This window comes from Streptococcus hyovaginalis DSM 12219 (genome assembly GCF_000420785.1).
GTDB classification, from domain to species: Bacteria; Bacillota; Bacilli; order Lactobacillales; family Streptococcaceae; genus Streptococcus; species Streptococcus hyovaginalis.
On sequence record NZ_ATVP01000006.1, the window covers coordinates 17,361 to 38,691 of the forward strand.

Consider the following 21,331-nt stretch of genomic DNA (forward strand, 5'->3'; position numbering starts at 1 on the left):
ACTTAAGCTTTGTAAAGTTCATCAACTTTATTCCCACTCCTCAGCTACAAGGGCTAGTCGCTCCTTGTAACACGGAAAGCTCGATAGGCTTTCCTAGAGGACTGACTAGTTTTTTCTCGGAAAAATATCGTTTCCTCGAAAAAACGTCGCAGTTTCATTCAAACTATTTAGCAGCCTTGTAAAGTTCGTCAACTTTATTCCAGTTAATAATTTCAAAGAATGCTTTGATGTAGTTTGGACGAACATTGCGGTAGTTGAGGTAGTAAGCATGCTCCCAAACATCTAAACCAAGGATTGGCGTGTTACCATCCATAAGTGGAGTATCTTGGTTTGGAGTTGATGTCACCTCAAGTTTTCCTTCTGCATTAACAACTAACCATGCCCAACCTGAACCAAAACGTGTTGTTGCTGCCGCCGTAAAGGCCTCTTTGAAGGCGTCAAATGAACCAAAAGCGTCATCAATAGCAGCCTTGACATCTTCTGTGATTTCTGTCTTTTCTGGTGAAAGAAGTTCCCAGAACAATGCGTGGTTAAGGTGACCACCGCCATTATTGATGAGGGCTTGGCGAATATCTTCTGGAATGCTGTCAACATCCGATAAGAGTGCTGCAACGTCATCTCCAAGTTCGGGGTGTTTTTCCAAAGCGGCATTAGCATTTGCTACATAAGTAGCGTGGTGCTTGTCGTGATGAAGGGTCATTGTTTCTGCATCAATTTGTGGTTCCAGCGCATCGTAAGCATATGGAAGATCTGGTAGTGTAATTGCCATATTTAGTAACCTCTTTCATTTATTTGATACTACTATCTTATCGCTTTTTGAGACTGCTTTCAAGAAATTTGTTTATAACGCTATTTAGTAATACTTATTTCAAACTTCGAAGAAGACTTTCCTGCTAACGACATCATTTTTAAAAGAGCAATATCAAAAAGATAATCTTTGTCGAGCATCCCTTTTTTAACGTGATAATCTGCTTCAATCAGTGCTTTAAGACATTCTTGAAGAAAATGTAGAGATAAGGATGATGCATCTCGAAGGGCAAATCGGACCTGATAGGGATTTACGCGACGTCCGAAGAGTTCTGAAAGGTCATCAACGATCTGACTCTCCTGCTTTCCTTGCTGGACTAGTAATTTTACCTGTAAAAACATCCGAAACTGGCCGATCATCACTGCCATCAATTTCACCGCATCTTCGCCCTGCAATCGCAGATCACGACTCAGATCACGAACAGCATCAACATCGTTAGCTAAAACCAACTGGGTTAAATCAAAAATATTGTCCTGTAGGGTTTTGGGAATAGCTTCCTGAATGTCCGTTAACACAATTTTTCCTGATTTTTTATAAGATTCTAAAAAGCTCACATTTTTTAGGCTATCAGAGAAATCAAAGTTCGATTTGACTAAGAGGGCCTCAAAGGCGTCTCCCTCAAACTGTAACCCTTTCTGGCTTGCGTAAGTGCGTAAATAGTCCCTAAGTTCTTGTTCTTTTAAAGGAGCCGCTTCAAATAAACTTGCATCTCTTTTCAACCGTTTAACCAGACGTCTCTTGCCATCCAATTTTCCTGGAGCGAAAATGATAAGATGTGTCGTTTCTACTGGATTTTCCACATAGGCTTCAAATTGTTTTAAATCAACATCCGATAAATAGGCTTTTTTAGCAGTCGTCAAGTCTAAAAAATTATCCAAAATGACAATTTTTTCTTCAGCAAAAAAAGAGAGGCTTTCTAATTCTAAGGCGACATCACTGTAAGTACTATTAGCTAAATCAAAGAAAGCCATCGTTAAGTTAGAAGGATCATAGGCAATCTGTTTTAAGAAGCGTTCCTTCATCTGAGTAAATTGGCCTAGATCTTCCCCTGTGACAAGACTAATTTGAGGCAAATGACTCGGAGATAAGTTTTCGATTTTGGTGATTGCAATCATACTGAGATTGTAGCATAAAATCAGTTATCAGGCTAAGAGAAGATAGAGACCGGAGCGCCTTCAACGATTTCTAAGAGACTTTGTTAACAGCTCTCCATTTCCCTAAGACTCCCCAATTCAGACCCACTAGTTCTATCAGACCAAAAAACGTCATAAAAGCGGGAAACATCAGATACCCCTTTAATAGTACAGAAAGAATTTCTGTTTGAAGAGAGGAAATGATTGGTGCTACTGCAGCGCCTATGGTTCAAGTCAAAAGTGCCGGAAACCTTTGGACCCACAAGATAATGAGACGCGATGCCTAGTTACAAAGAAAAAAGAGATCCACTCAAGCTTTAAAATAGCAAAAAAGAGCTTGCTGAACAAACTCTCTTTAGCTTTATAGCGATTGGATTCAGAACCTTATAAGCACTCGATTTTGCTTTTTTATTCTAGCTTATTGATAATTTTTCACTCTTAAAAGCCTGTCCAAGATTACCTTAAGATAGCTGCGTCATTCGTCCAAGGGAGTTGAGCTACTTCTACAAATCATTAGTCATTTAAAGGATCTTCTGTTTTTGTCACGATGGCTCCCGTTTCCCCATCGATGTCATAGCTGTAATCACGATTATTAGCTGGATCATCAAATGAAACATCTAGGTAGACTTTACCATTATCAATCTCTTCTTCAACTGTTAGATTTGTCACATCACTTTCAGAACGATTAGCATCTTTGAGAGCTATCTCTTTAGCTTGATCAGCAGATATTTTAGCTGAAGGTGTTGCTTGAGGAGCACTCTGCTCAGAGGAATTTTGATTAGCAGAGGTCGATGCACTTGTTGATGTGTTTAGCGTGTTGCGATCGATGTCACGCGAAATAATATCGCCAGTCTCACCATCAATCACATAGTCGTAATCACCGTCTATTGTTGTCAAATCAATCTCATAGACGGCCATACCATCTTCAATCTCTTTGTCCACTTCAGTCTTAGTCACATCATTTTTTGAAAGATTAGCATCTCTCATAGCAGCCGTGACAGCCTTAGATTCTGAAATTTGAAATTGGGATTGTTGGTAAGCGTAGTAACCTCCAAAAGCTAATCCCGCTACTGCTACTAGACCAAGGCCTGAACCGATTAATTTTTTCATCTGTCTTCTCTTTTCTTTTAATGATAAATATAGTATAGCCTCTCTGTCACGAAAAATCTTGGTTGCTTTGGTGTAAAAGTGTGGCAAAAGTTAGGCACTATGAATGGGGAGTGCGATAATAAAACACGTTTCCTGATTAGAAGACTCTACCCAAATACGCCCCGAATGTTGGGTTATGATCGCTTTTGTCATCGCTAAACCAATGCCAAATTGACCCGATTTGCCAGTATAAAAACGCTCAAACAAATGTTCTTTATCCTCATCTGAAATCGGCTCACCATCATTGGTTATACGGATGATGACCTGCTCGTCTGTAAGATCATAGGCTAAAACAATTTGTGTCCTCGCATAGCGGATAGCATTACTAATCACATTCGAAAGGGCTCTTTCTAATAAGGTTTCGTCCGCTGTTATCTCTTGGTAAGATTCTGGTAACTGATAGCGCAACTGTAGGTGGCGTTTCTGAAGTTGCTGCTCAAAACGCCAAGATAAATCATATAAGAAATCATTTAAAGAAAAAGTCTCTTTCTGGACACTATCCTGGATGGATTCCAATCTCGACAAAATTAATAATTGGTCAACCAATTCTGTCATCCGCTGACTTTCCTTATAAATCACTTCTGATGCCGATTGAACATCTGACACTGCACCTGATTTTAAAGCTTCTGCATAGCCATTAACAGAGGTTAAGGGAGTTCGCAGTTCGTGAGAAACATTTTGAAAGAAGCGTTTCTGGGTTTCCTGAGAGCTACTGATCAACTGATCCATCTGTTGAGCTGATAGGCCAAGTTCCTCAAACTCTTTGAATTTAAATTGCGGCAATTGTCGTCCCTCTTGACGTTTCCCAATCTTCTCCAAATAACTTGTAAAATGCCAAAAATCACGTCGTGTGTTCAAATTAGATAACCAAAGTAAAGCCACTAGTAGGCCAGCGCTCATAACTAATAATATAGCTACTAATTTATTTAACTGGTTCAACCATACTAAAACCGTTGTCACATTGGCGAATGCAATAACATAGTAAGTTTCAGCATCCTTGATATCTGACTGCTGGATATAGTTGCCATTTAGGTGCCCAAAATATTTTTGCAGACGGATCTGATACTGATCGTCCTCAACTTCAATCAAGGCTGACCGCTGCTCTAAGTGTGACAGTGATGTTCTATTGGTCGGTGCTGTTTGCCAAGCTTGCCACAATGATTGCTCACCTTGAACATGATCCGTAATAGCTTCGGCAACATCGTCATCCTCTTGATGGGATAACCCAGACGAGGTATAGAGTAGGTGAAAATCTTGATCTAAGATAACGTAGGATGTGCTAATCAAACTCTCGGACGACGTCTTTAAGGCCTCAGAACGATATAGCAAGTCTAGACGATTAAATTGCTCTTGAATCGCTGATCGCGTCTGTCTTTCGATTAGCTGACGAACAGACAAGTTAAACAGCAAGAGCAAAGCCCCAAACACCACCAGTATCAAGAGTAAGGGTTGCCAAAACAACCGATTTTTTAGGCGAGGCTTTGATGTTTTAAAGCGCAACTGATTTCCTTCCTAGCTTGAAGCCATATCCCCAAACCGTTTCAATAATGACATGACTATCCACCTGTCTTAATTTTTTACGCAATCGTTTGACCGTATCATCAGTGACTCGTGTCTCGACATCTGCTTGGTAGCCCCAGACTTCTTCTAGCAATTGCTCACGGGAAACGGTGTGATTAGGCTCCGATAATAACAACCTCATAACCTTATATTCAGTGGCTGTTAAGCGGAGGTCATGATTGTTCCAGACCATCTCTGGTAACTCTGGATGTAATCGTAAACCTTCAAACACCAAAGAATTAGCAGTGATCATATCCTTTTGACGAGCTAGAATCGCTTTGATTCTAAGAGTCAATTTTACTGGAGAAAAAGGCTTGGTAAAATAATCATCAGCTCCAGTTGCAAAGCCGTCAATAAAATCGTGATCAGTATCTCGGGCAGTTAAAAAGATAATCGGAACCGATGAGCGTTCGCGTAACTTTCGAGCGATCCCAAAGCCACTCGTCCCTGGCATCATAACATCCAGAACCACAACGTCTGCTGCTTCTTCTATAAAAGCTAATAATAGCTGGTCACCTGTTTCAAAGGTTTTGACAACAAAACCTGATTCTTGCAAAATAGTGGCAATGAGGTCTCGGATGGCTTTTTCATCATCCGCTACATAAATCATCTTCATTTAGGTTTCTCTATCTTCTAGGCTAGGTTCTTTTAGCCATTTTTATCATTTCTTTAAAGGTTCGCATTTCCTGCTTGACCCGTTTCTGGCTACTTTGTTGATTGAGACTATAGAGTCCTTCAGGATTAAAGTAACTCAACTCATAGTCTCCTTTTGCCAAAAATGGCCATCTACGGCTACGATTGGGCGCTCGAAACCCTCGATTAGTAGCTTTACGAAACATAGGATCATGCCTACGAACAGGATCGACATCTAATTGCCAATGGCGTTTGCCACGCGTTCCATAGTTAAAGCTTGCGCCATTGACAATACCGTTTTCAGTCACCTTTTCTGCATCAGTCTCGTTTAAAAAGTTTCCTTGACTGTCTAGGATAAACTCTGTATGAAAACCCAGTAAGACCTTGCTATTAGCGGAGGAATAGCCATCCGGATAGGTCACTTGACCATCGCGGACGGCTATTTTATTGTGCAGACGTGAGGACTCCTTTAAACTGTAATCCCCTTGGCAAAAGAAACAGCTTCTTTGCTTATCTTTCAAATAAAGCGCCAAGGCTTCTTGATCGGTCATGCCATTTTTCTTAAAGTGATAGCGAACATATTGCGCTTGATGGCTAGAAATAATATAGCGCCATTGGTGTACTCGCCTTGCCAGATCGCCACTTTGCGACAACTGCTCTTCAGGAAAAACAACTGAAACAAGATCAGCTAAAGCCTTCCAAAAAGGAGCATCGGGTGCCAAATCATCACTTATCTTGGTGACCAGTTCTTGATTCTGGGCAAGTTTTCCAGTCAATTCACCTGGCATGTCAATGAGGTTTACCAAGGCCTCCAAAACTTCTTTGGGCTGCATCAAAGATCGACTCTTATCCCAGAGACGCATGAAAGCAGGGCTACCTATACTAAGGTCAGTTTCTGCTGTCATTTCTGTAGAGAGGCTATTAAGTACTGCCTGAGACCAACCTTGGTGATGTAATTCTTCTTGTGTATACTGTATCATAGTTTCATTGTAACAAATTCCCTTTCATAAAGGCACTTATTAAGCTCTTTGGGTAGTCAAAAAACCGAGTTTCCTCGGCTTTCTTTCTTATTTTGGAATAGCTAAATCAACCAATTGTTTTTGGATTTCTTCTAGAGGAGTATCTACTTGAAGAAGAGCTGCTGCGGTATAGGCCCCTTCTACAATAGGCACGTCTTGAATGAGAATCTCTTTATCTGAGAAATCCACAGCCATTTCAAGATTCATGTGAGCAGACCCTAAATCATAAAAGGCTAGTAATTGCTCTTTAGGATTATCCTCAATAATCGCTTGAACCTGTTCAAAACTTGAGCCAATGCCACCATCTTCCGTTCCACCAACATAAGTAATGGCAACGTCTTTAGCTACTTGCGAAATCAGATCAACCAAGCCTTGAGCAATATTCTTAGAATGCGAAACAATCACAATACCTGTATCAGCCATTAAGCACCTCCGCTTCTATCAGCGCTTTAAAAAGCAAACCTGAAGAGTAAGACCCTGGATCAATATGACCGACTGAGCGCTCACCGACATAGGAAGCACGACCCTTGGTTGCCTTCAAGTCTTTGGTCGCTTCCACAGCCTTATCCACAAGTTCCTCGGTCAACTGACCTTCACTGATAGCCCCAAGGACTGGTGTCCAGACATCCACCATTGTTTTTTCACCCACTTCAGCCTTACCACGCTTTTGAATCATTTCAAGACCATCTTGAAGACCTTTGGTAAGATCTTCGCCTGCTTTCAAGGCCTTAGTCAATCCCATAAAAGCAGAGCCGTATAGGGGGCCAGAGGCACCACCAACTTTACTAATCAGCTGCATGGAAACCACTTTAAAGACCTCCTCTGCTGAAGCAAAATCTTTACCATCAAGATTTTCCATAACCGAAGCCATGCCACGCGCCATATTTCCACCATGGTCACCATCTCCAATCGGCGTGTCTAGGTCACTAAGATAAGCCTTGTTTTCTTGAAGCTTGCCATTAAAGAGACGCATCCATTCTATTGCTTTTTCTGGTGTCATAAAAAATCCTTTCTACCATGCTGGGGTCGTCACTGGTGCGTTAAGAGCAGTTACCCATTCTGAATCATCTACTTTGACCAATGTTAAAGAAAGACCTGCCATATCGATTGATGTCATGTAGTCCCCTAATTTTTTATAGGCAACCTTGACGCCCTTGTCTTCTAATAACCGAGAAACATCATTAGCAAAAACATACTGTTCCATCAGCGGCGTTGCTCCCATACCATTGATTAAAAGCGCAAATTCATCTCCTTCTTTAGCATCAAAATCAGTCAGTAATTTAGTCACAAGCTCTTTAGCCAATTCTGCAGACGGTTGTAATTTTTCTTTTTTATAACCAGGTTCGCCGTGAATACCAATACCATACTCAAATTCATCTTCTTCGAGCACAAAGCCTGGTTTTCCAACTTCAGGAACTGTTGCACCAGAAAGCGCCAGTCCAATGGTTTTAATATTTGGTACCAAACGCTCAGCCAATGCCTTGATGTCTTCTAGAGATTTACCTTGCTCAGCTGCGTAACCTAGAATCTTATGCACAAGTACCGTACCAGCTACACCACGGCGTCCCTGTGTATAAAGGCTATCTTCGACGGCAATATCATCATCCACCACAATACTATCTACAGCAATATCTTCCATTTCAGCCATTTCTTGTGCCATTTCAAAATTCATGATGTCACCAGAATAGTTTTTGATAACCATGAAAACACCAGCCCCCTCATCAGCTGCCTTGATGGCTTCTAAAATTTGATCCGGTGTTGGTGACGTAAAGACAGCACCGGCAACCGCTGCGGACAGCATCCCTTGACCAACAAAACCAGCATGAGATGGTTCATGGCCAGAACCACCTCCAGAAATAAGGGCAACCTTACCAGATTTTTCAGCTTTACGAACGATAACATCAAAACCGTCAAGGCGCTCTACCAAATCATTATGAATATAAGCGATACCGTCAAGCATCTCTGTCACAACATCTTCTGGACGATTGATAATCTTTTTCATCTGTAATTCCTTTCAATAGCATAGTTTCCTGGAAGATCATCAGAATGGATATGGCAGTTAAACAGTCATTACACCAACCACTATCCCCTTTCTGATGGTCCTCTTGCAAAATAGTTTCTTTCTTCAGTTAAGAAAAGGTTTCCCCAATCCACCAAAATGATTACGCTTACATTATATCATTTTCAACTTGTTTTTCAATAACTATGCCTGACTGCCACATCATCTTGAAACAGCTTTCAACTAAAAAAGAAACCCTTATGAGTTCCTAGTTTATCGGCATCATTTATGACGCAATGGCACGTCTTTTATTCTTGAGCTTATTAATACCACTTTTAACCAGCGTGTAATTTGCCTTTCTTGTACTAATACTTAATCCAAAGATGAGATTTATGATTTTAATAAAACTATACAAAACTAGAATCGGAATAAGACATGATGTGACTAATAGAACAGCTACAGCATCAATCATATGACTTAAAGTACGTTCAAATTGAGTGACAATGTTATTCGAAGAAGATTTTACTTTTGAGGTAATCTCATCCCAAATATTTTTATCTTTATTTTTAGAAGCAGACTTCTCCACTTTGGCATTATTGTTCTCAGCTTTTTATTCTTTGAGAAATGGAAGATTCATAATTCTGCTCAATTGAATCTGATAAATGAACACTTGAAGGAATAATAGCAAATACTAGTACTGCAAACAAACCTAGCTTCAAAGCAAGTGATAACCAGACTTCTTTTTTTACAAAAAGATAGACAATTAAAGAAAGTACCGTAGCAGAAACAAGATACTTAAATGATATCAAGGCTGTTATACTGATTAGAAACTTTTGGCAAGCTATTTCTAGCAAATATCTATAATTTAAAAAATCTCACCTGTTAGGAAGCATTCTTGAAAAGCTAATCTTATTTTGTTAGAATGCCTTTAAGGAGGTTGTTATGTCGAAATTACTACTTTACTTATTAATTAGCGTGCTCATTGGGGCAGTTGTTGCCGCTTGGTTCAACAATACTACTTTAGGTGCTGCCACCGGAGGCGGACTCGCTCTAGCTTCCTATGCTTATCTCAAAAACAAATCACACTAAAAGAGTCTGGGACAAAAGTCTTCTTGATTAAAGCAATGAGTAACGGTTTTGATGCCGCTGCTTTTTGTATTGACGAGATAGTCTTGATAAAATCTAGTTGTTAAGAAAATATTAGAAAGTCTATCTCATGCATATTCACAATAACACAAACCACATTGCCACTTGAACTTAGCTCTTACTTACCACAAGACCACATTGTCTTCACAATTGAAAAAGTGGTCAATGAACTAGAGGAAGATGGTTTCGATGACTTCTACCACACCTTTGATCGTCCATCTTATCATCCTAAGATTATATTTGATAAGGAGCAGAAAGGAAATCAGAAACAATCTCCAAAGAATCTAGATAATTGGCTTAATGATGACATCAGTGATACCTACACACATCCTGATGGTTGGGATTATCATTTTGACTATGTCAAACACAGCAGAACAACTACTGGATTTGAACAGGAAATCAGGGTTTACAAAGCGGATTATCCTAAGCTAGTCCCTCAGAAAGGGCTCTATGTCAACCAGAGATACCAAAAATTAAAGCGAAAAGAGAGGCAAGCGCTTTTATCTGAAGAAGGTAGTCGTATCTTCGCACAACATCAAGTTGATGCGGAGCCTGTCTTTGGGCAGATAAAGGCTTGTTTGGGTTACAAGCGTTGTCAAATAAGAGGCAAACGTCAAGTAAAAATTGACATGGGATTGGTTCTTATGGCCAATAACCTACTGAAATACAATACAAGAATGATAAGACATTAAAATCAGAGACTCACATCAAACGTGAATCTCTGATTTTTTATGATTGATAGACTTTTCTCCCAGACTCTTTTATATTATTCTAACGGACTTCTCTATAAATCATTCTGCTAGTTGACAGAAAGTGACTATGTTAAAGGACAAAATAGTGCTGATAATATTCCAGATTTCTGAGCGAACGAATTTATGAGATAACGGTTACTCAGAAACAATCAACATAGATTTAATCACTTTACGGTCCGCCATATCTTGATAGGCTTGGTTAATTTCACTGAAATCATAGGTATTTGTGAAAACTTTACCAGGGTTAATCCTTCCATCCAAGACGGCTTCGAGTAATTCATTTTTGACATAGGTAGTGACCGATGCTGAACCACCGCCGAAGGAAATATTCTGTGCAAACGTCGAGCCAATCGGACGATTATTGTAGTGAGGGATACCAACATAGCCGATATGACCACCATTATGAAGGACTCCCAGTGCCTGTTCAATAGAAGATTCTGTACCAACGCACTCAAGGGCAGCATCCGCTCCTCCACCTAAAATTTCACGCACCTTTGCAATTCCTTCCTCACCACGTTCAGCAACAACAGCAGTTGCACCCAGTTGAAGGGCTAATTTCTGACGTTCTTCATGACGGCTCATCATAATGATTTGAGACGCACCTCGCATTTTAGCAGCAATAACGGCACATTGACCGACAGCGCCATCTCCAATCACAACGACCTTGTCGCCTTGTTTCACTGGTGCTACCCTCGCAGCATGATATCCTGTAGGCATGACATCTGCCAAGGCCAGTAAAGACTTCAGCAGATCTTCTGAGTAATCAGATGGCTGACCAGGTACTTTAATCAGTGCCCAGTTCGCATAGTGAAAACGTAGGTATTCTGCCTGGTAACCGTTTCCCCAGTTGGTCGGAGCTACATGATTATCACAAGTGCCGTCAAATCCAGCACGGCAGGCATCGCATTTACCACAACCATGCGTAAAGGGTACAATGACAAAATCTCCGGGATGAATATCTGTCACTTCGGGACCAACTTCTTCAACTATACCAAGTGCCTCGTGTCCAGAATTGACAGAATGACCTTCTTTAACATCCCCATGTGAGTATGACCAGAGGTCCGAGCCACAAACACAGGCACGGACAATTTTTATAATGGCGTCATCCGGTGCTTGAATCGTTGGTTTATTAACCTCTTCGATAATCATTGACCCAGCTTTTTCAAAAATAGCAGTTTTCAATTTAATATTTCCTTCCAAAAATTAATGATTGGTATTTATAATTTTAGCAGGTACACCTGCAACAGTTGTATTATCAGGTACATCCTTTGTCACAACACTTCCAGCACCTACTATAGCATTTTCACCAACCGTCACCCCTGGTAATATAGTTGCTCCCGCACCAATCCAGGCATTGTTCTTAATATGGACGGATTTCAAAATTAAGCCCCGTCGCAGTGATGATTCTTGAGGGTGATTAACTGAGATAATCATAGCACGAGGACCAATCAAGACCTTGTCCTCAATAACAATCCCACCTAAATCTGTCATCATCACATCCGTATTGATAAAAACTTCCTTACCGATGGAAAGATGGCGTCCGAAATCCGTTCGGAAAGGCAATGCAATTGACGTCGTATCATCCAACTTCTTACACATGATTTTTTCCAGCAAGTCACGCTTACTCGCTTCGCTTTGGACTTCTGTATTCAATTTTTCTATAAGCGGTAAGGTTTCAGCAGTAATTTCGTGAATAAGTTCATAAACAATGTCTCCTTTTTTAATGATTTCTCCTGTTTCAATGAACGATTTAATTTTTTGATGCATACTTCATACCTTATTTTAGTTAATGTTTCCTTTCCTGTTTTCTTTAGATATTTTATTACATGCACAACCTATAATCAAATACTTGTTTTATGTTCTATGTATGCCTATAAGGCATACGTTGTGGTATAATAATTCTAAAAAAACACTAGGAGCTAGTAATGGATATCCGTGTTCTTAATTACTTTGTCACAATCGTACAAACCAAATCTATATCTAATGCCGCCAAGGCCTTGCATATCACACAGCCAACCCTTTCTCGACAAATTCGAGACTTGGAAACAGAATTAGAAACTCAACTTTTCGATCGTGGTAGCCGAGAAATTCAGATAACTGAAGACGGGCGTTACCTTTACAATCGTGCCATAGAAATTCTATCCTTAGTCAATAAAACAGAAAATAACATCCGTAGAAACGATGGTATTTCGGGTGAACTTAGTATTGGAGCCGCGGAAAGCCAATCTCTGGATATCATGGCACGAGCCGTAAAAAAATTGACCACTACCTATCCAGAAGTTAAAGTACACATTCTTAGTGGTAACACTGACTATGTACAAGAATATTTAGACCAAGGCAATATTGATATCGGTATAACCTTTGGTGCTTTTGATGAAAGTAAATATAATCACTTACCTCTTCCAAATAGAGATTCTTGGGGGATACTTGTTCCAAAAAATCATCCCTTAGCCACTCTTCAGACCCCAAAACTTCATGATATCATCAAATATCCACTGATAGTATCTGCTCAGCCCAACATCACCTTTGAAGAACTAGATAAAGTTGGTGATTATCGCATTGTTGCAACTTATAATCTTCTATATAATGCTGCCCTTCTTGTCAAAGTAGGTGTTGGTGTTGCACTTTGCTTGAACGGCATTGTCCTGACTGATGAATATAGCCAACTAAAATTTATAAAATTACAAGAAGGTAACCATGACCCTCTACAAGTTCTCTGGAAAAAACAAAACAATCAATCTAGGGTCGCCAATAAGTTTTTAAAAATTTTAAAAGAAATTTCTGATACGAATGTCCAGTAAAATGACAATCAGCTTTCTAAAGAAATCTAGTCTATTCTATTTTGACAACTTGGGAGTTTTTTCTGCACAAAAAAGAAGCCCTTTCGGACTTCTCAGAAATATTAGTTTTCTTCAACTGGACGAGATTTACGGGCAATGTCTTCTTGAATAGCTTGAATAAAGCTTTCAACAGATACCGTTTGGGTTTGTTTTTTACCATAACGACGGACATTAACAGATTTATCTTCCATCTCTTTATCCCCAACAATCAATTGGTAAGGAATTTTGCTGGTTTGGCTTTGGCGAATCTTGTACTGCATTTTCTCGTTGCGTTCGTCAACATCGGCACGGATACCAAGATCGCGCAGTTGTTTTGCTACTTCCCAAGCGTAGTCAATGTGAGCTTCGTTTGAGATTGGGATAACAGTGACTTGATGTGGCGCAAGCCATGTTGGGAAAGCACCTTTGTAGGTTTCAATCAAGATAGCAGTGAAGCGTTCCATGGTTGAGATAATACCACGGTGAATCATAACTGGACGATGCTCTTCTCCGTCAGCACCGATGTATGACAAGTTAAAGCGTTCTGGAAGAAGGAAGTCAAGTTGAATAGTTGACAAGGTTTCTTCGTTACCAAGAGCAGTTTTCACTTGAATATCAAGTTTTGGACCGTAAAAGGCTGCTTCGCCTTCTGCTTCAAAGTAATCCAATCCCATCTCATCAAGGGCTGCTTTGAGCATGCTTTGAGCATTTTCCCACATGGCATCATTGTCATAGTATTTTTCCTTATCTTCAGGATCACGGTATGACAAACGGAAGCGATAATCCGTTAAGTTAAAGTCTTCGTAAACATCAATAATCAGTTGAAGCGCTTTTTGGAATTCTTCTTGAATCTGCTCTGGCGTTACGAAAATATGGCCATCGTTCAAGGTCATTTCACGCACGCGTTGAAGCCCTGTGAGGGCACCTGATTTTTCATAACGGTGCATCATTCCAAGTTCGGCAATACGTACTGGCAGCTCACGGTATGAACGTACATGATTTTTATAAACTTGAATATGGTGTGGGCAGTTCATAGGGCGAAGAACGATTTCTTCTCCATCACCCATATCCATAGTTGGGAACATATCTTCTTGGTAATGATCCCAGTGTCCTGATGTTTTATATAATTCTACTGAAGCAAGAGGTGGTGTGTAAACATGTTGATAACCTGAAGCCAACTCTTTATCAGTGATGTAGCGCTCTAATGTACGACGGATAGTAGCACCATCTGGCAACCAGAATGGGAACCCTTGTCCAACTTCTTGTGAAATCATGAAGAGATCGAGTTCTTTACCAAGTTTACGGTGATCGCGTTCCTTAGCTTCTTCACGCATTTTAAGGTAATTTTTAAGGTCTTTTTTATCGAACCAAGCGGTACCATAGACACGTTGCATCATGGCATTGTCAGAATTTCCACGCCAGTAAGCACCTGCTACATTGAGCAGTTTGAAGACTTTGATATGACCTGTTGAAGGGATGTGTGGGCCACGACAAAGGTCAACAAACTCACCTTGGCGGTAGATGGTCAAACCTGCAGCATCGTCAGCATGCTCACTAATCAACTCTACTTTATAAGGGTCATCCTTGAAAAGTTCAAGCGCTTCTTCTTTTGAAATTTCTTCACGAATACATGGGTAGTTTTCACGAACGATTTTTTGCATTTCTTCTTCGATACGAGGAAGGTCTTCGTTTGAAATTTGTCCTGCTTCATTGTCAGTATCGTAGTAGAAACCATCTTGGATAGCAGGACCAACACCTAGACGAAGGTTAGGGAAGAGACGTTTAGCTGCTTGTGCAAACAAGTGAGCTGCTGAGTGACGGAGCACCTCATAAGCATCTTCATGGTCTGGAGTGACGATTTCAAGCGTGCCGTCCTCTTCAATAGTACGAGTGGTGTCAATCAGTTTACCATTAAATTTACCAGCAAGCGCCTTTTTCGCCAAAGACTTGCTGATGCTCTCTGCAATTTCAAAAGTTGTCACACCAACTTGGTACTCACGAATAGCTCCATCCGGGAAAGTAATATTTATCATGGTTATCTCCTTTTTATTTATTTTTTAATCCCAATAGCTCTTCTTTTTGAGCTAAAAAGGTTTCCATTTCTTTTTGAATATCGATATCGAGACGGTTAGCCAGTTCAATCAACCACCAGATATTTTCTGCCAGTTTATGCTCCAAGTGATAGGGTGTTTCATCATAATAACGTCCTTGCTTGGTCATAATCAGACGGTTCATGTTGCCAATATCATTAGTTAGAGCTAAAAGATCTTCCTCAATGGACCACTCTTTGTCGTGGTGCTTGAGTTCCAGCTCCCTGTATGCCCTACGAATGGATCGACAGCGTTCAATTGTTTCTTTCGGAATAGCAGACATGCTTTTCTCCTTCTTTTGTCTAAATAGGTAGCTTAACGATTAAATAGGTCAAGAATATCAGCAACTCGCTCCGTCATCTCTTCAATCGTTCAGCTGCCGTCTGTTAGCAAGTACAGTTAAGACGATTTTTGCCTCAGAGCGACACCGTTGTGCAAAGAGAATATCTCCATTCTTCCTCCGCCATTGCGACAGGTTCTATCAACCAGATTTGATCAGATGTCCTCTTTTCTAGCCTCTCTGGTAAAATCTTTCACCAAATCATCCAATTTGATAGGGATCAGTTGATAGCGCTCCGCTAAATGGGCTGCGATGGTTGATTTCCCATTGCAAGGTGAACCTCCGATGAGATAAAGCATCTTCTCACCTCCTCCAAAATAAATACGACGCCCTCACAAAAGGACGTCGTAACGTGGTTCCACCTTCTTTCGTCACCAGCACAAAAAGTCTGATGACCTCAGAATGGCGATAAGGGAACCACCCTTTTATGTTTGCATAAAATTATATGAAGTAGTATCGCATCAGATCATCTATGTCCTCACAGCAACCGGACACTCTCTTAAAAATGATACCTGACAGACATGTCTCCTAATGCTAGGATATCACATTTTGTAGGTTTGTCAAGTTAATAAGGCGCGACCCGGTAGCAAACGCATAAAACGGTTATCTTTAATGCATGACACAGATGACAATAACTCCTACCTATCGCTTATCTCCAGTAAAAACGCTATATTTTTGAAAAGCCTAAACACCGAACGAGACAGAGTCTGCTATTAGACTGAAACATGGCCACACGGCTATTGTAACATTACTTGTCAGCATCAGTATCCCGTAAAGACAGATTACGCACCCTGTCGACAAAACGCTTCGGTGTTCTTAAGACTTTCACAGAAGTCTGAGCTGTTGTTTTAACAACCATAGATGGCACCCCAAAGGTGTTTCGCATTATCTTGATATGCGTATATTTTTTTTTGCCATCTATGGCAAAAGGACTGGTGTTCACTTGATAATTTTTAGAAATAATCGCATCTACATAAAGTTCATAAACTGATAAACCAAAACGTTCTGCTGATAACTCGTATAACTTCTGCTCTAAACACTCCTTGGTCATCGGTGGGGTTTCTGCAATAGCTGTGACGATTGCTTCTGCCAATTGGTCACTGCTATCATAGAGATAACCAAGCATGGGATAGTTTAAAAGATCCTGTAAATAGGAGTTCCGTTGAGCAATGATTGGTGTGCCACTGGCTAAGCTTTCTGTGTAAGTCAGTCCTTGGGTTTCACTCGTTGATGCTGACACAAGAAAGTCTGCTGCTTTATAATAATAAGCTGTCTGTTCTTGTGCAACCATTCCTGTAAAAATAACATGATTATTTAGACCTAGTTGGGCGACAAGGCTCATCAAGTCAGAAAGATAAGGACCATCTCCAACAATGACACATTTAACGTTAGGATTTTGGACAAGTACAAATGGCAATGCACGTAAAATGGCTTGAATATTTTTCTCATAAGAAATTCGAGACAAACTAAGGAGCATAGTCTCATGTGGCGCTATACCAAGTTTTTGTCTCAAATCCTCGGTATCCTCTGTGGTAATTTCCGGACGTTTATACTGCTCCAATTCGATACCTGTTGGGATGATCCGTTTAGGAATCTTAACGTTATAAGAGTTAAGAATGTTTAAAACGATACGACTGGGGCAAATAACCCCATCACAATCTCTAAGAAAATTACGCACAAAATACTTAACCATTCCGGGTCTGATAAGACGGCCTTTAGCAATGTAGTGGACATAGTCTTCATAGTGCGTATGGTAGGTGTGTACTACAGGAATCCCCAATTCTTTGGCAATCATCCAGCCAAAAATCCCCACACTAAACTCCGTCTGTGTATGAATGATGTCAAGATGGTGTTCCTTGGCAATCTTATAGGCTGAAGACAGCCCCGAATAGACAACCCTCCGCTCACTGAAAGCAACAAAAGGCACGCTAGGTAAACGGATAATCGTCGGGTCTTCATCAACACGAATCGTCTTTTCTGTTGTCGTAAAAATAAAAACCTCATGCCCTAATTTCTCAAGTTCTGTTTTCAGCGTTTTGATACTTGTCGCGACACCTGATATTTGTGGAAAATAGGTATCTGTAAAAAGGCCTACTCTCATTCTACAGCTCCATTACTTTTTGATACACAGCCGCTAATGCTTCCGCGACTACCTGAATGTCTTTTTGGGCAGCTACCTGATAACCGGCTTCTGTTTTGCTCATTTGCCCCGATAGTATCTTTTCTAAAGCACGCACAAAGCCTAGAACATCTCTGGCTAAATAGGCAGAGCTTTCATCTATCCATCCTTCATACACAGGGATGTCTCTTAGCAAAACATTTTGTCGACTAGCAAGTGCTTCTAAAACGACAATGCCTTCTGTTTCTTCATGGCTTGGGAAGAAAAAGGCATTGGCACCTGTCATGGCACCTTCATAGATATCACCCTTGATATAGCCGGGGAAAATCACATTTTGAGGATGGTCACCTTGGACAATTTTTCTGATATGGCTTGGAATGAGGTAATGGTTAATATAGCCAAACCAAATAAAAGTCACTTCCGGCATAAGTTTGGCGACCTTAACAAAATCCAAAATCCCTTTACGCTCAAAAAAGAGACCCGCAGAAATAACCACTTTATCTGATGATTTGAGGTTAAAGTGGGCACGAAAGATAGCTTCCTTACTGTCACTTTGTTGGTAACGACTGAGGTCAATGCCATTTGAAATAGCTGAGATAGGTGTCGTTATCCCGTAAGACTGAATTAGTCTCTTCGAGTAGTCCGTTGGTGTAATCAAGTAATCTGCTGCTTGATAAAAACGCATCAAATGGCGCTTGAAAAGAGGAGCAGCCATATTAGAACCAATAAAAGAATTTTCAAAGTCTTCCTTAGTTGAATGCGCATGCATAATCACTCGCTTGCCAGCTTTCTGAGACCGTCTTAATAACTGCCAACTTTTGATACCGTAAGTGTTGATATGAACAATATCATAATCATCCTGAGGATCCATAGTATAGTCAATACCAGCTATTTCAAGAGCTTTCTGCTGATGTTTAATCGCCCGACCGATACCTGATTTACTCAGTTGATCCGGCGCTTCTAAATAGAGTAATACTTTCATAAATCTTATTATAGCCTATTTAGAAAACATTTTCAGTAACAAAAACAAAAAATCAGTCCGAAGACTGATTTCTTAAGCATTTGGCAACCAAGCAGAGACTGATCCTGCTTCAGCTGGGAATCTTCCCCATCCCTGATCATCAATCACCACTTCTTGATCAGAATGCCCCAAATAATCGCTAAACACCTTTCCAGCGTGCAGAGTACCAAGTTCCATATCTTTCCAACCAGCGTCGCCATTTGACATGACAACAGCAAGTGGCTCTGGGTGCTCTTCATTGCCCAAATTCACCCAACCAATACAGTTTGGATGGTCAAAATATTCGACTTGTTCCCCATAAACATGGTGCTGGCGCAGATAAGCTAATTTGTCGATAATCTCTTTGAAAGATGGCTGCGCAAAATCGCCCTCGATACCGTAGTAGTCCCCATAAAAAAGACAAGGTTTGCCTTCTTGGCGCAGCATGATGATACTATAGGCTAGCGGTTTAAACCATTCCTCAACCGTTGATTCTAAGGACTGCCCCCTTTGAGAATCGTGATTATCCACAAACGTAACAGCAAATTCTGGCTTAGTTTTCATCAAACTACCTTCCAAAATTTGGGACAAATCAAAATTCTGACCTTCTTGGGAAGCCTGATAGAAATTCATGTGCAAGCCCACATCTACCAAGTCAAACTGAAAATCAACATCGCCCAGATAATCCATTTTTTCATCCGTATCATCTTTCCAATATTCTCCAAAAACATAGAGGTCCTCTTTGAAGTTTTCACGGACAAAACGAATAAAATCTGACATGAATTCCGAGTCTATGTGCTTAACAGCATCTAGGCGAAAACCGCCGACTTGACTGGTTTCCAAGAACCAAGCAACCCATTTTTTTAAATTCTCGACCACTTCAGGATGCCTAAAATCAACATCATTAAACATCAAGTAATCGTAGTTACCATTTTCTTCGTCAACGGTTTCTTGATTTGCCCAGCCTTTGTTGTCACCCATAACCATATAAAGCCCTGTCTCATTATGAAGGGCATCATAATCCATGCCTGAAAAATGGTACCAGTGCCATTCAAAATCATCATACTGCTTGTGTCGTCCTGGAAAGTGAAAATGAGTCCAAGCCTCGATATCGTAAGGCTCTGATATCGCTTCTTGACGATTCGTTTGGTTCATTTTCAACACTTTGAAGCGTTCTTTCTCATCACCATTAGCTTTGTGATTTAAAACCACATCAGCGATTGGCATGATCCCAGCCTCATTCAAAGCTTTGGTAGCCTGAAGATACTCTTCTTTCGTGCCATACTTGGTTGGGACCGTTTCTTTTTGGTCAAATTCTCCCAAGTCGAAAAGATCATAAACACCGTAGCCAACGTCTTCCAACCCAGTGCCTTTGAAAGCAGGTGGCATCCAGACCTTATTGACACCTAGTTTTTTTAGAGTGTCAATGTCATCTACGAGACGTTGCCAATGCTTGGCATCAGCTGGTAAATACCATTCAAAATATTGCATGAGGGTTTCATTCATCTCTATTATCTCTTTTCTTAACAAGTAATGCCCTCATTCTACCATGATTAAAGCTTGTAAGCAAAAAACACGACCAGAAAGGCCATGCTTGTTTGCTATTTGGTTGATCCGCGTTTTGTGACACCGTGATTGAGCACAATTTCTTTTTCTTCTAGCTCTTCTTTGTTCATGATCTTGGTCAACATACGCATGGCAACCGCCCCTAAGTCGTAGATTGGTTGGCTAATAGATGACAAGTTTGGGCGCGTGTATTTGACAATTTCAGAATCATTACTTGTCATGATTTCAAAGTCTTCTGGAACACGCTTACCTGCTGCAAATAAACCATTTAATAGGCCTACTGCCAGCTCATCTTCACCAACATAGGCTGCCGTTGCTCCCGAATTAATCACACGCTCCGCTAAATCAAAGCCATCTTCATAACGATATTTGGCTTCAAATACCAATCCTTCTTTATAGTCAAGATTATTAGCTTTGAGACCCGCCTTATAACCTGCTAAACGCACTTTTCCATTGATCTCATCAAGAAGTGGCCCTGATACAAAGGCAATCTTATCATGATTTTTAGCTAAATCAGACACAACTCCAGTAACTGCTTTTTCATAGTCAACATTGACACTAGGCAATTGGTGCTCTAGATCAATTGTTCCAGCAAGAACAACTGGTGTGCGAGAACGTGAAAACTCTGCACGTATTTTATCCGTCAAACGGTGCCCCATGAAAATGATACCATCAACTTGTTTTGCAAAGAGTGTATTAACGACATTAACTTCTCGGTCTTCGTCTTCATCACTAGAAGCCAAAACAATATTGTATTTGTACATTTCAGCAATATCGTCAATCCCTTTAGCTAAAAATGCAAAATAAGCATTTGAGATATTTGGAATAACAACCCCAACGGTTGTTGTTTTTTTACTGGCAAGACCACGCGCTACAGCATTTGGGCGGTAATCTAAGCGATCGATAACCTCAAGAACCTTTTGACGAGTATTTTCTTTTACGTTTTTGTTACCGTTGACAACACGACTAACGGTTGCCATCGACACTCCAGCTTCCCTGGCAACATCATAGATGGTAATAGTATCATCTGTATTCATAAAATTTCCTTTCATTTGATTTTTGTTGTTTGAAAATCACGCTTTCATCATTATACTATCATGATTTGGAAACACTTTCAAGCCTAACGTTATATTTTCTTTGATTTATTTGAGAATTCATGGAAAAATACCATAAAAACTTGATTTTTAAAATATTTTCT

Annotated in this window: 21 protein-coding genes and 1 pseudogene; 3 read left to right on the forward strand and 19 right to left on the reverse strand. The window is 40.3% G+C overall.

Annotated features, from left to right (window positions below):
• Nucleotides 1-163: 163 nt before the first annotated feature.
• The 10 genes from sodA to G574_RS11100 form a co-directional block, all read right to left on the reverse strand.
• Nucleotides 164-769, reverse strand: coding sequence for a superoxide dismutase SodA (sodA, locus tag G574_RS0105135; protein WP_029691261.1), 606 nt, complete (start codon nt 767-769; stop codon nt 164-166).
• 80 nt (nt 770-849) lie between these two features.
• Nucleotides 850-1,923, reverse strand: a complete 1,074-nt coding sequence (gene holA, locus G574_RS0105140) for a DNA polymerase III subunit delta (protein WP_029691262.1) — start codon at nt 1,921-1,923, stop codon at nt 850-852.
• A gap of 531 nt (nt 1,924-2,454) precedes the next feature.
• On the reverse strand, nt 2,455-3,051 hold the full coding sequence (locus G574_RS0105155; RefSeq protein ID WP_029691264.1) for a PepSY domain-containing protein: 597 nt from the start codon (nt 3,049-3,051) through the stop codon (nt 2,455-2,457).
• Between the two features lie 90 nt (nt 3,052-3,141).
• Nucleotides 3,142-4,590 (reverse strand): sensor histidine kinase, encoded by a 1,449-nt coding sequence (locus tag G574_RS0105160; protein ID WP_029691265.1) that lies wholly within the window; start codon nt 4,588-4,590, stop codon nt 3,142-3,144.
• Nucleotides 4,580-5,266 carry a response regulator transcription factor gene (locus G574_RS0105165; protein ID WP_029691266.1) on the reverse strand — a complete coding sequence of 229 codons (687 nt, stop codon included), beginning with the start codon at nt 5,264-5,266 and terminating at the stop codon, nt 4,580-4,582. Before G574_RS0105165 ends, G574_RS0105160 begins: the two co-directional genes overlap by 11 nt.
• Before the next feature lie 22 nt (nt 5,267-5,288).
• A complete protein-coding gene (locus G574_RS0105170; RefSeq protein ID WP_029691267.1) occupies nt 5,289-6,263 on the reverse strand; it encodes a DUF3114 domain-containing protein in 975 nt (324 codons plus the stop codon).
• Nucleotides 6,264-6,350: 87 nt separating this feature from the next.
• Nucleotides 6,351-6,725, reverse strand: a complete 375-nt coding sequence (dhaM, locus tag G574_RS0105175; RefSeq protein ID WP_029691268.1) for a dihydroxyacetone kinase phosphoryl donor subunit DhaM — start codon at nt 6,723-6,725, stop codon at nt 6,351-6,353.
• Nucleotides 6,718-7,302: a dihydroxyacetone kinase subunit DhaL gene (dhaL, locus tag G574_RS0105180; protein WP_029691269.1), complete on the reverse strand. Its 585-nt coding sequence runs from the start codon at nt 7,300-7,302 to the stop codon at nt 6,718-6,720. The genes dhaM and dhaL overlap by 8 nt, the downstream gene beginning before the upstream one ends.
• Nucleotides 7,303-7,314: 12 nt before the next feature.
• The gene (gene dhaK, locus G574_RS0105185) at nt 7,315-8,304 is read right to left on the reverse strand and encodes a dihydroxyacetone kinase subunit DhaK (protein WP_029691270.1); all 990 of its coding nucleotides are present in this window, start codon (nt 8,302-8,304) and stop codon (nt 7,315-7,317) included.
• Nucleotides 8,305-8,587: 283 nt separating this feature from the next.
• Nucleotides 8,588-8,887, reverse strand: a complete 300-nt coding sequence (locus G574_RS11100; protein ID WP_051130538.1) for a hypothetical protein — start codon at nt 8,885-8,887, stop codon at nt 8,588-8,590.
• A gap of 356 nt (nt 8,888-9,243) precedes the next feature.
• Here G574_RS11100 and G574_RS11515 point away from each other — a divergent pair, with 356 nt between their 5' ends.
• Together G574_RS11515 and G574_RS0105200 are read left to right on the forward strand one after the other, a co-directional pair.
• Nucleotides 9,244-9,390, forward strand: a complete 147-nt coding sequence (locus G574_RS11515; protein ID WP_156828106.1) for a hypothetical protein — start codon at nt 9,244-9,246, stop codon at nt 9,388-9,390.
• A gap of 293 nt (nt 9,391-9,683) precedes the next feature.
• A pseudogene (locus G574_RS0105200) lies at nt 9,684-10,139 on the forward strand (transposase); the annotation flags it as partial.
• Between the two features lie 195 nt (nt 10,140-10,334).
• Here the strand turns inward: G574_RS0105200 and G574_RS0105205 are convergent.
• A complete protein-coding gene (locus G574_RS0105205; protein WP_029691272.1) occupies nt 10,335-11,381 on the reverse strand; it encodes a zinc-binding dehydrogenase in 1,047 nt (348 codons plus the stop codon).
• Between the two features lie 21 nt (nt 11,382-11,402).
• Complete coding sequence (locus G574_RS0105210; protein WP_029691273.1) at nt 11,403-11,954, reverse strand: DapH/DapD/GlmU-related protein; 552 nt, start codon at nt 11,952-11,954, stop codon at nt 11,403-11,405.
• A 170-nt stretch (nt 11,955-12,124) separates the two neighbouring features.
• On the opposite strand from G574_RS0105210, the gene G574_RS0105215 reads away from it, so the two are divergent.
• Nucleotides 12,125-13,000 carry a LysR family transcriptional regulator gene (locus G574_RS0105215; protein WP_029691274.1) on the forward strand — a complete coding sequence of 292 codons (876 nt, stop codon included), beginning with the start codon at nt 12,125-12,127 and terminating at the stop codon, nt 12,998-13,000.
• Between the two features lie 101 nt (nt 13,001-13,101).
• Here G574_RS0105215 and thrS read toward each other — a convergent pair whose 3' ends face one another.
• From thrS to ccpA, 7 genes are all read right to left on the reverse strand, one after another.
• The gene (gene thrS, locus G574_RS0105220; protein ID WP_029691275.1) at nt 13,102-15,051 is read right to left on the reverse strand and encodes a threonine--tRNA ligase; all 1,950 of its coding nucleotides are present in this window, start codon (nt 15,049-15,051) and stop codon (nt 13,102-13,104) included.
• 13 nt (nt 15,052-15,064) lie between these two features.
• The gene (locus G574_RS0105225; protein WP_029691276.1) at nt 15,065-15,391 is read right to left on the reverse strand and encodes a nucleoside triphosphate pyrophosphohydrolase family protein; all 327 of its coding nucleotides are present in this window, start codon (nt 15,389-15,391) and stop codon (nt 15,065-15,067) included.
• Nucleotides 15,392-15,603: 212 nt separating this feature from the next.
• Nucleotides 15,604-15,747, reverse strand: a complete 144-nt coding sequence (locus G574_RS11520; protein WP_156828107.1) for a hypothetical protein — start codon at nt 15,745-15,747, stop codon at nt 15,604-15,606.
• Between the two features lie 449 nt (nt 15,748-16,196).
• Nucleotides 16,197-17,549 (reverse strand): glycosyltransferase family 4 protein, encoded by a 1,353-nt coding sequence (locus tag G574_RS0105235; protein WP_029691277.1) that lies wholly within the window; start codon nt 17,547-17,549, stop codon nt 16,197-16,199.
• Between the two features lies 1 nt (nt 17,550).
• Complete coding sequence (locus G574_RS0105240; protein ID WP_029691278.1) at nt 17,551-18,549, reverse strand: LTA glycolipid anchor biosynthesis glycosyltransferase, IagA/BgsA family; 999 nt, start codon at nt 18,547-18,549, stop codon at nt 17,551-17,553.
• A 72-nt stretch (nt 18,550-18,621) separates the two neighbouring features.
• Nucleotides 18,622-20,073, reverse strand: coding sequence for an alpha-amylase (locus tag G574_RS0105245; RefSeq protein ID WP_017770013.1), 1,452 nt, complete (start codon nt 20,071-20,073; stop codon nt 18,622-18,624).
• Between the two features lie 95 nt (nt 20,074-20,168).
• The gene (gene ccpA, locus G574_RS0105250) at nt 20,169-21,170 is read right to left on the reverse strand and encodes a catabolite control protein A (protein WP_017770012.1); all 1,002 of its coding nucleotides are present in this window, start codon (nt 21,168-21,170) and stop codon (nt 20,169-20,171) included.
• Nucleotides 21,171-21,331: the final 161 nt, after the last annotated feature.

Bases quoted from the DNA above. Each gene is read 5' to 3' on its own strand.
- sodA (WP_029691261.1), bottom strand. From the start codon at position 769: ATGGCAATTACACTACCAGATCTTCCATATGCTTACGATGCGCTGGAA.
- holA (WP_029691262.1), bottom strand. From the start codon at position 1,923: ATGATTGCAATCACCAAAATCGAAAACTTATCTCCGAGTCATTTGCCT.
- G574_RS0105155 (WP_029691264.1), bottom strand. From the start codon at position 3,051: ATGAAAAAATTAATCGGTTCAGGCCTTGGTCTAGTAGCAGTAGCGGGA.
- G574_RS0105165 (WP_029691266.1), bottom strand. From the start codon at position 5,266: ATGAAGATGATTTATGTAGCGGATGATGAAAAAGCCATCCGAGACCTC.
- G574_RS0105170 (WP_029691267.1), bottom strand. From the start codon at position 6,263: ATGATACAGTATACACAAGAAGAATTACATCACCAAGGTTGGTCTCAG.
- dhaM (WP_029691268.1), bottom strand. From the start codon at position 6,725: ATGGCTGATACAGGTATTGTGATTGTTTCGCATTCTAAGAATATTGCT.
- dhaL (WP_029691269.1), bottom strand. From the start codon at position 7,302: ATGACACCAGAAAAAGCAATAGAATGGATGCGTCTCTTTAATGGCAAG.
- dhaK (WP_029691270.1), bottom strand. From the start codon at position 8,304: ATGAAAAAGATTATCAATCGTCCAGAAGATGTTGTGACAGAGATGCTT.
- G574_RS11515 (WP_156828106.1), top strand. From the start codon at position 9,244: ATGTCGAAATTACTACTTTACTTATTAATTAGCGTGCTCATTGGGGCA.
- G574_RS0105215 (WP_029691274.1), top strand. From the start codon at position 12,125: ATGGATATCCGTGTTCTTAATTACTTTGTCACAATCGTACAAACCAAA.
- thrS (WP_029691275.1), bottom strand. From the start codon at position 15,051: ATGATAAATATTACTTTCCCGGATGGAGCTATTCGTGAGTACCAAGTT.
- G574_RS0105225 (WP_029691276.1), bottom strand. From the start codon at position 15,391: ATGTCTGCTATTCCGAAAGAAACAATTGAACGCTGTCGATCCATTCGT.
- G574_RS11520 (WP_156828107.1), bottom strand. From the start codon at position 15,747: ATGCTTTATCTCATCGGAGGTTCACCTTGCAATGGGAAATCAACCATC.
- G574_RS0105235 (WP_029691277.1), bottom strand. From the start codon at position 17,549: ATGAGAGTAGGCCTTTTTACAGATACCTATTTTCCACAAATATCAGGT.
- G574_RS0105240 (WP_029691278.1), bottom strand. From the start codon at position 18,549: ATGAAAGTATTACTCTATTTAGAAGCGCCGGATCAACTGAGTAAATCA.
- G574_RS0105245 (WP_017770013.1), bottom strand. From the start codon at position 20,073: ATGAATGAAACCCTCATGCAATATTTTGAATGGTATTTACCAGCTGAT.
- ccpA (WP_017770012.1), bottom strand. From the start codon at position 21,170: ATGAATACAGATGATACTATTACCATCTATGATGTTGCCAGGGAAGCT.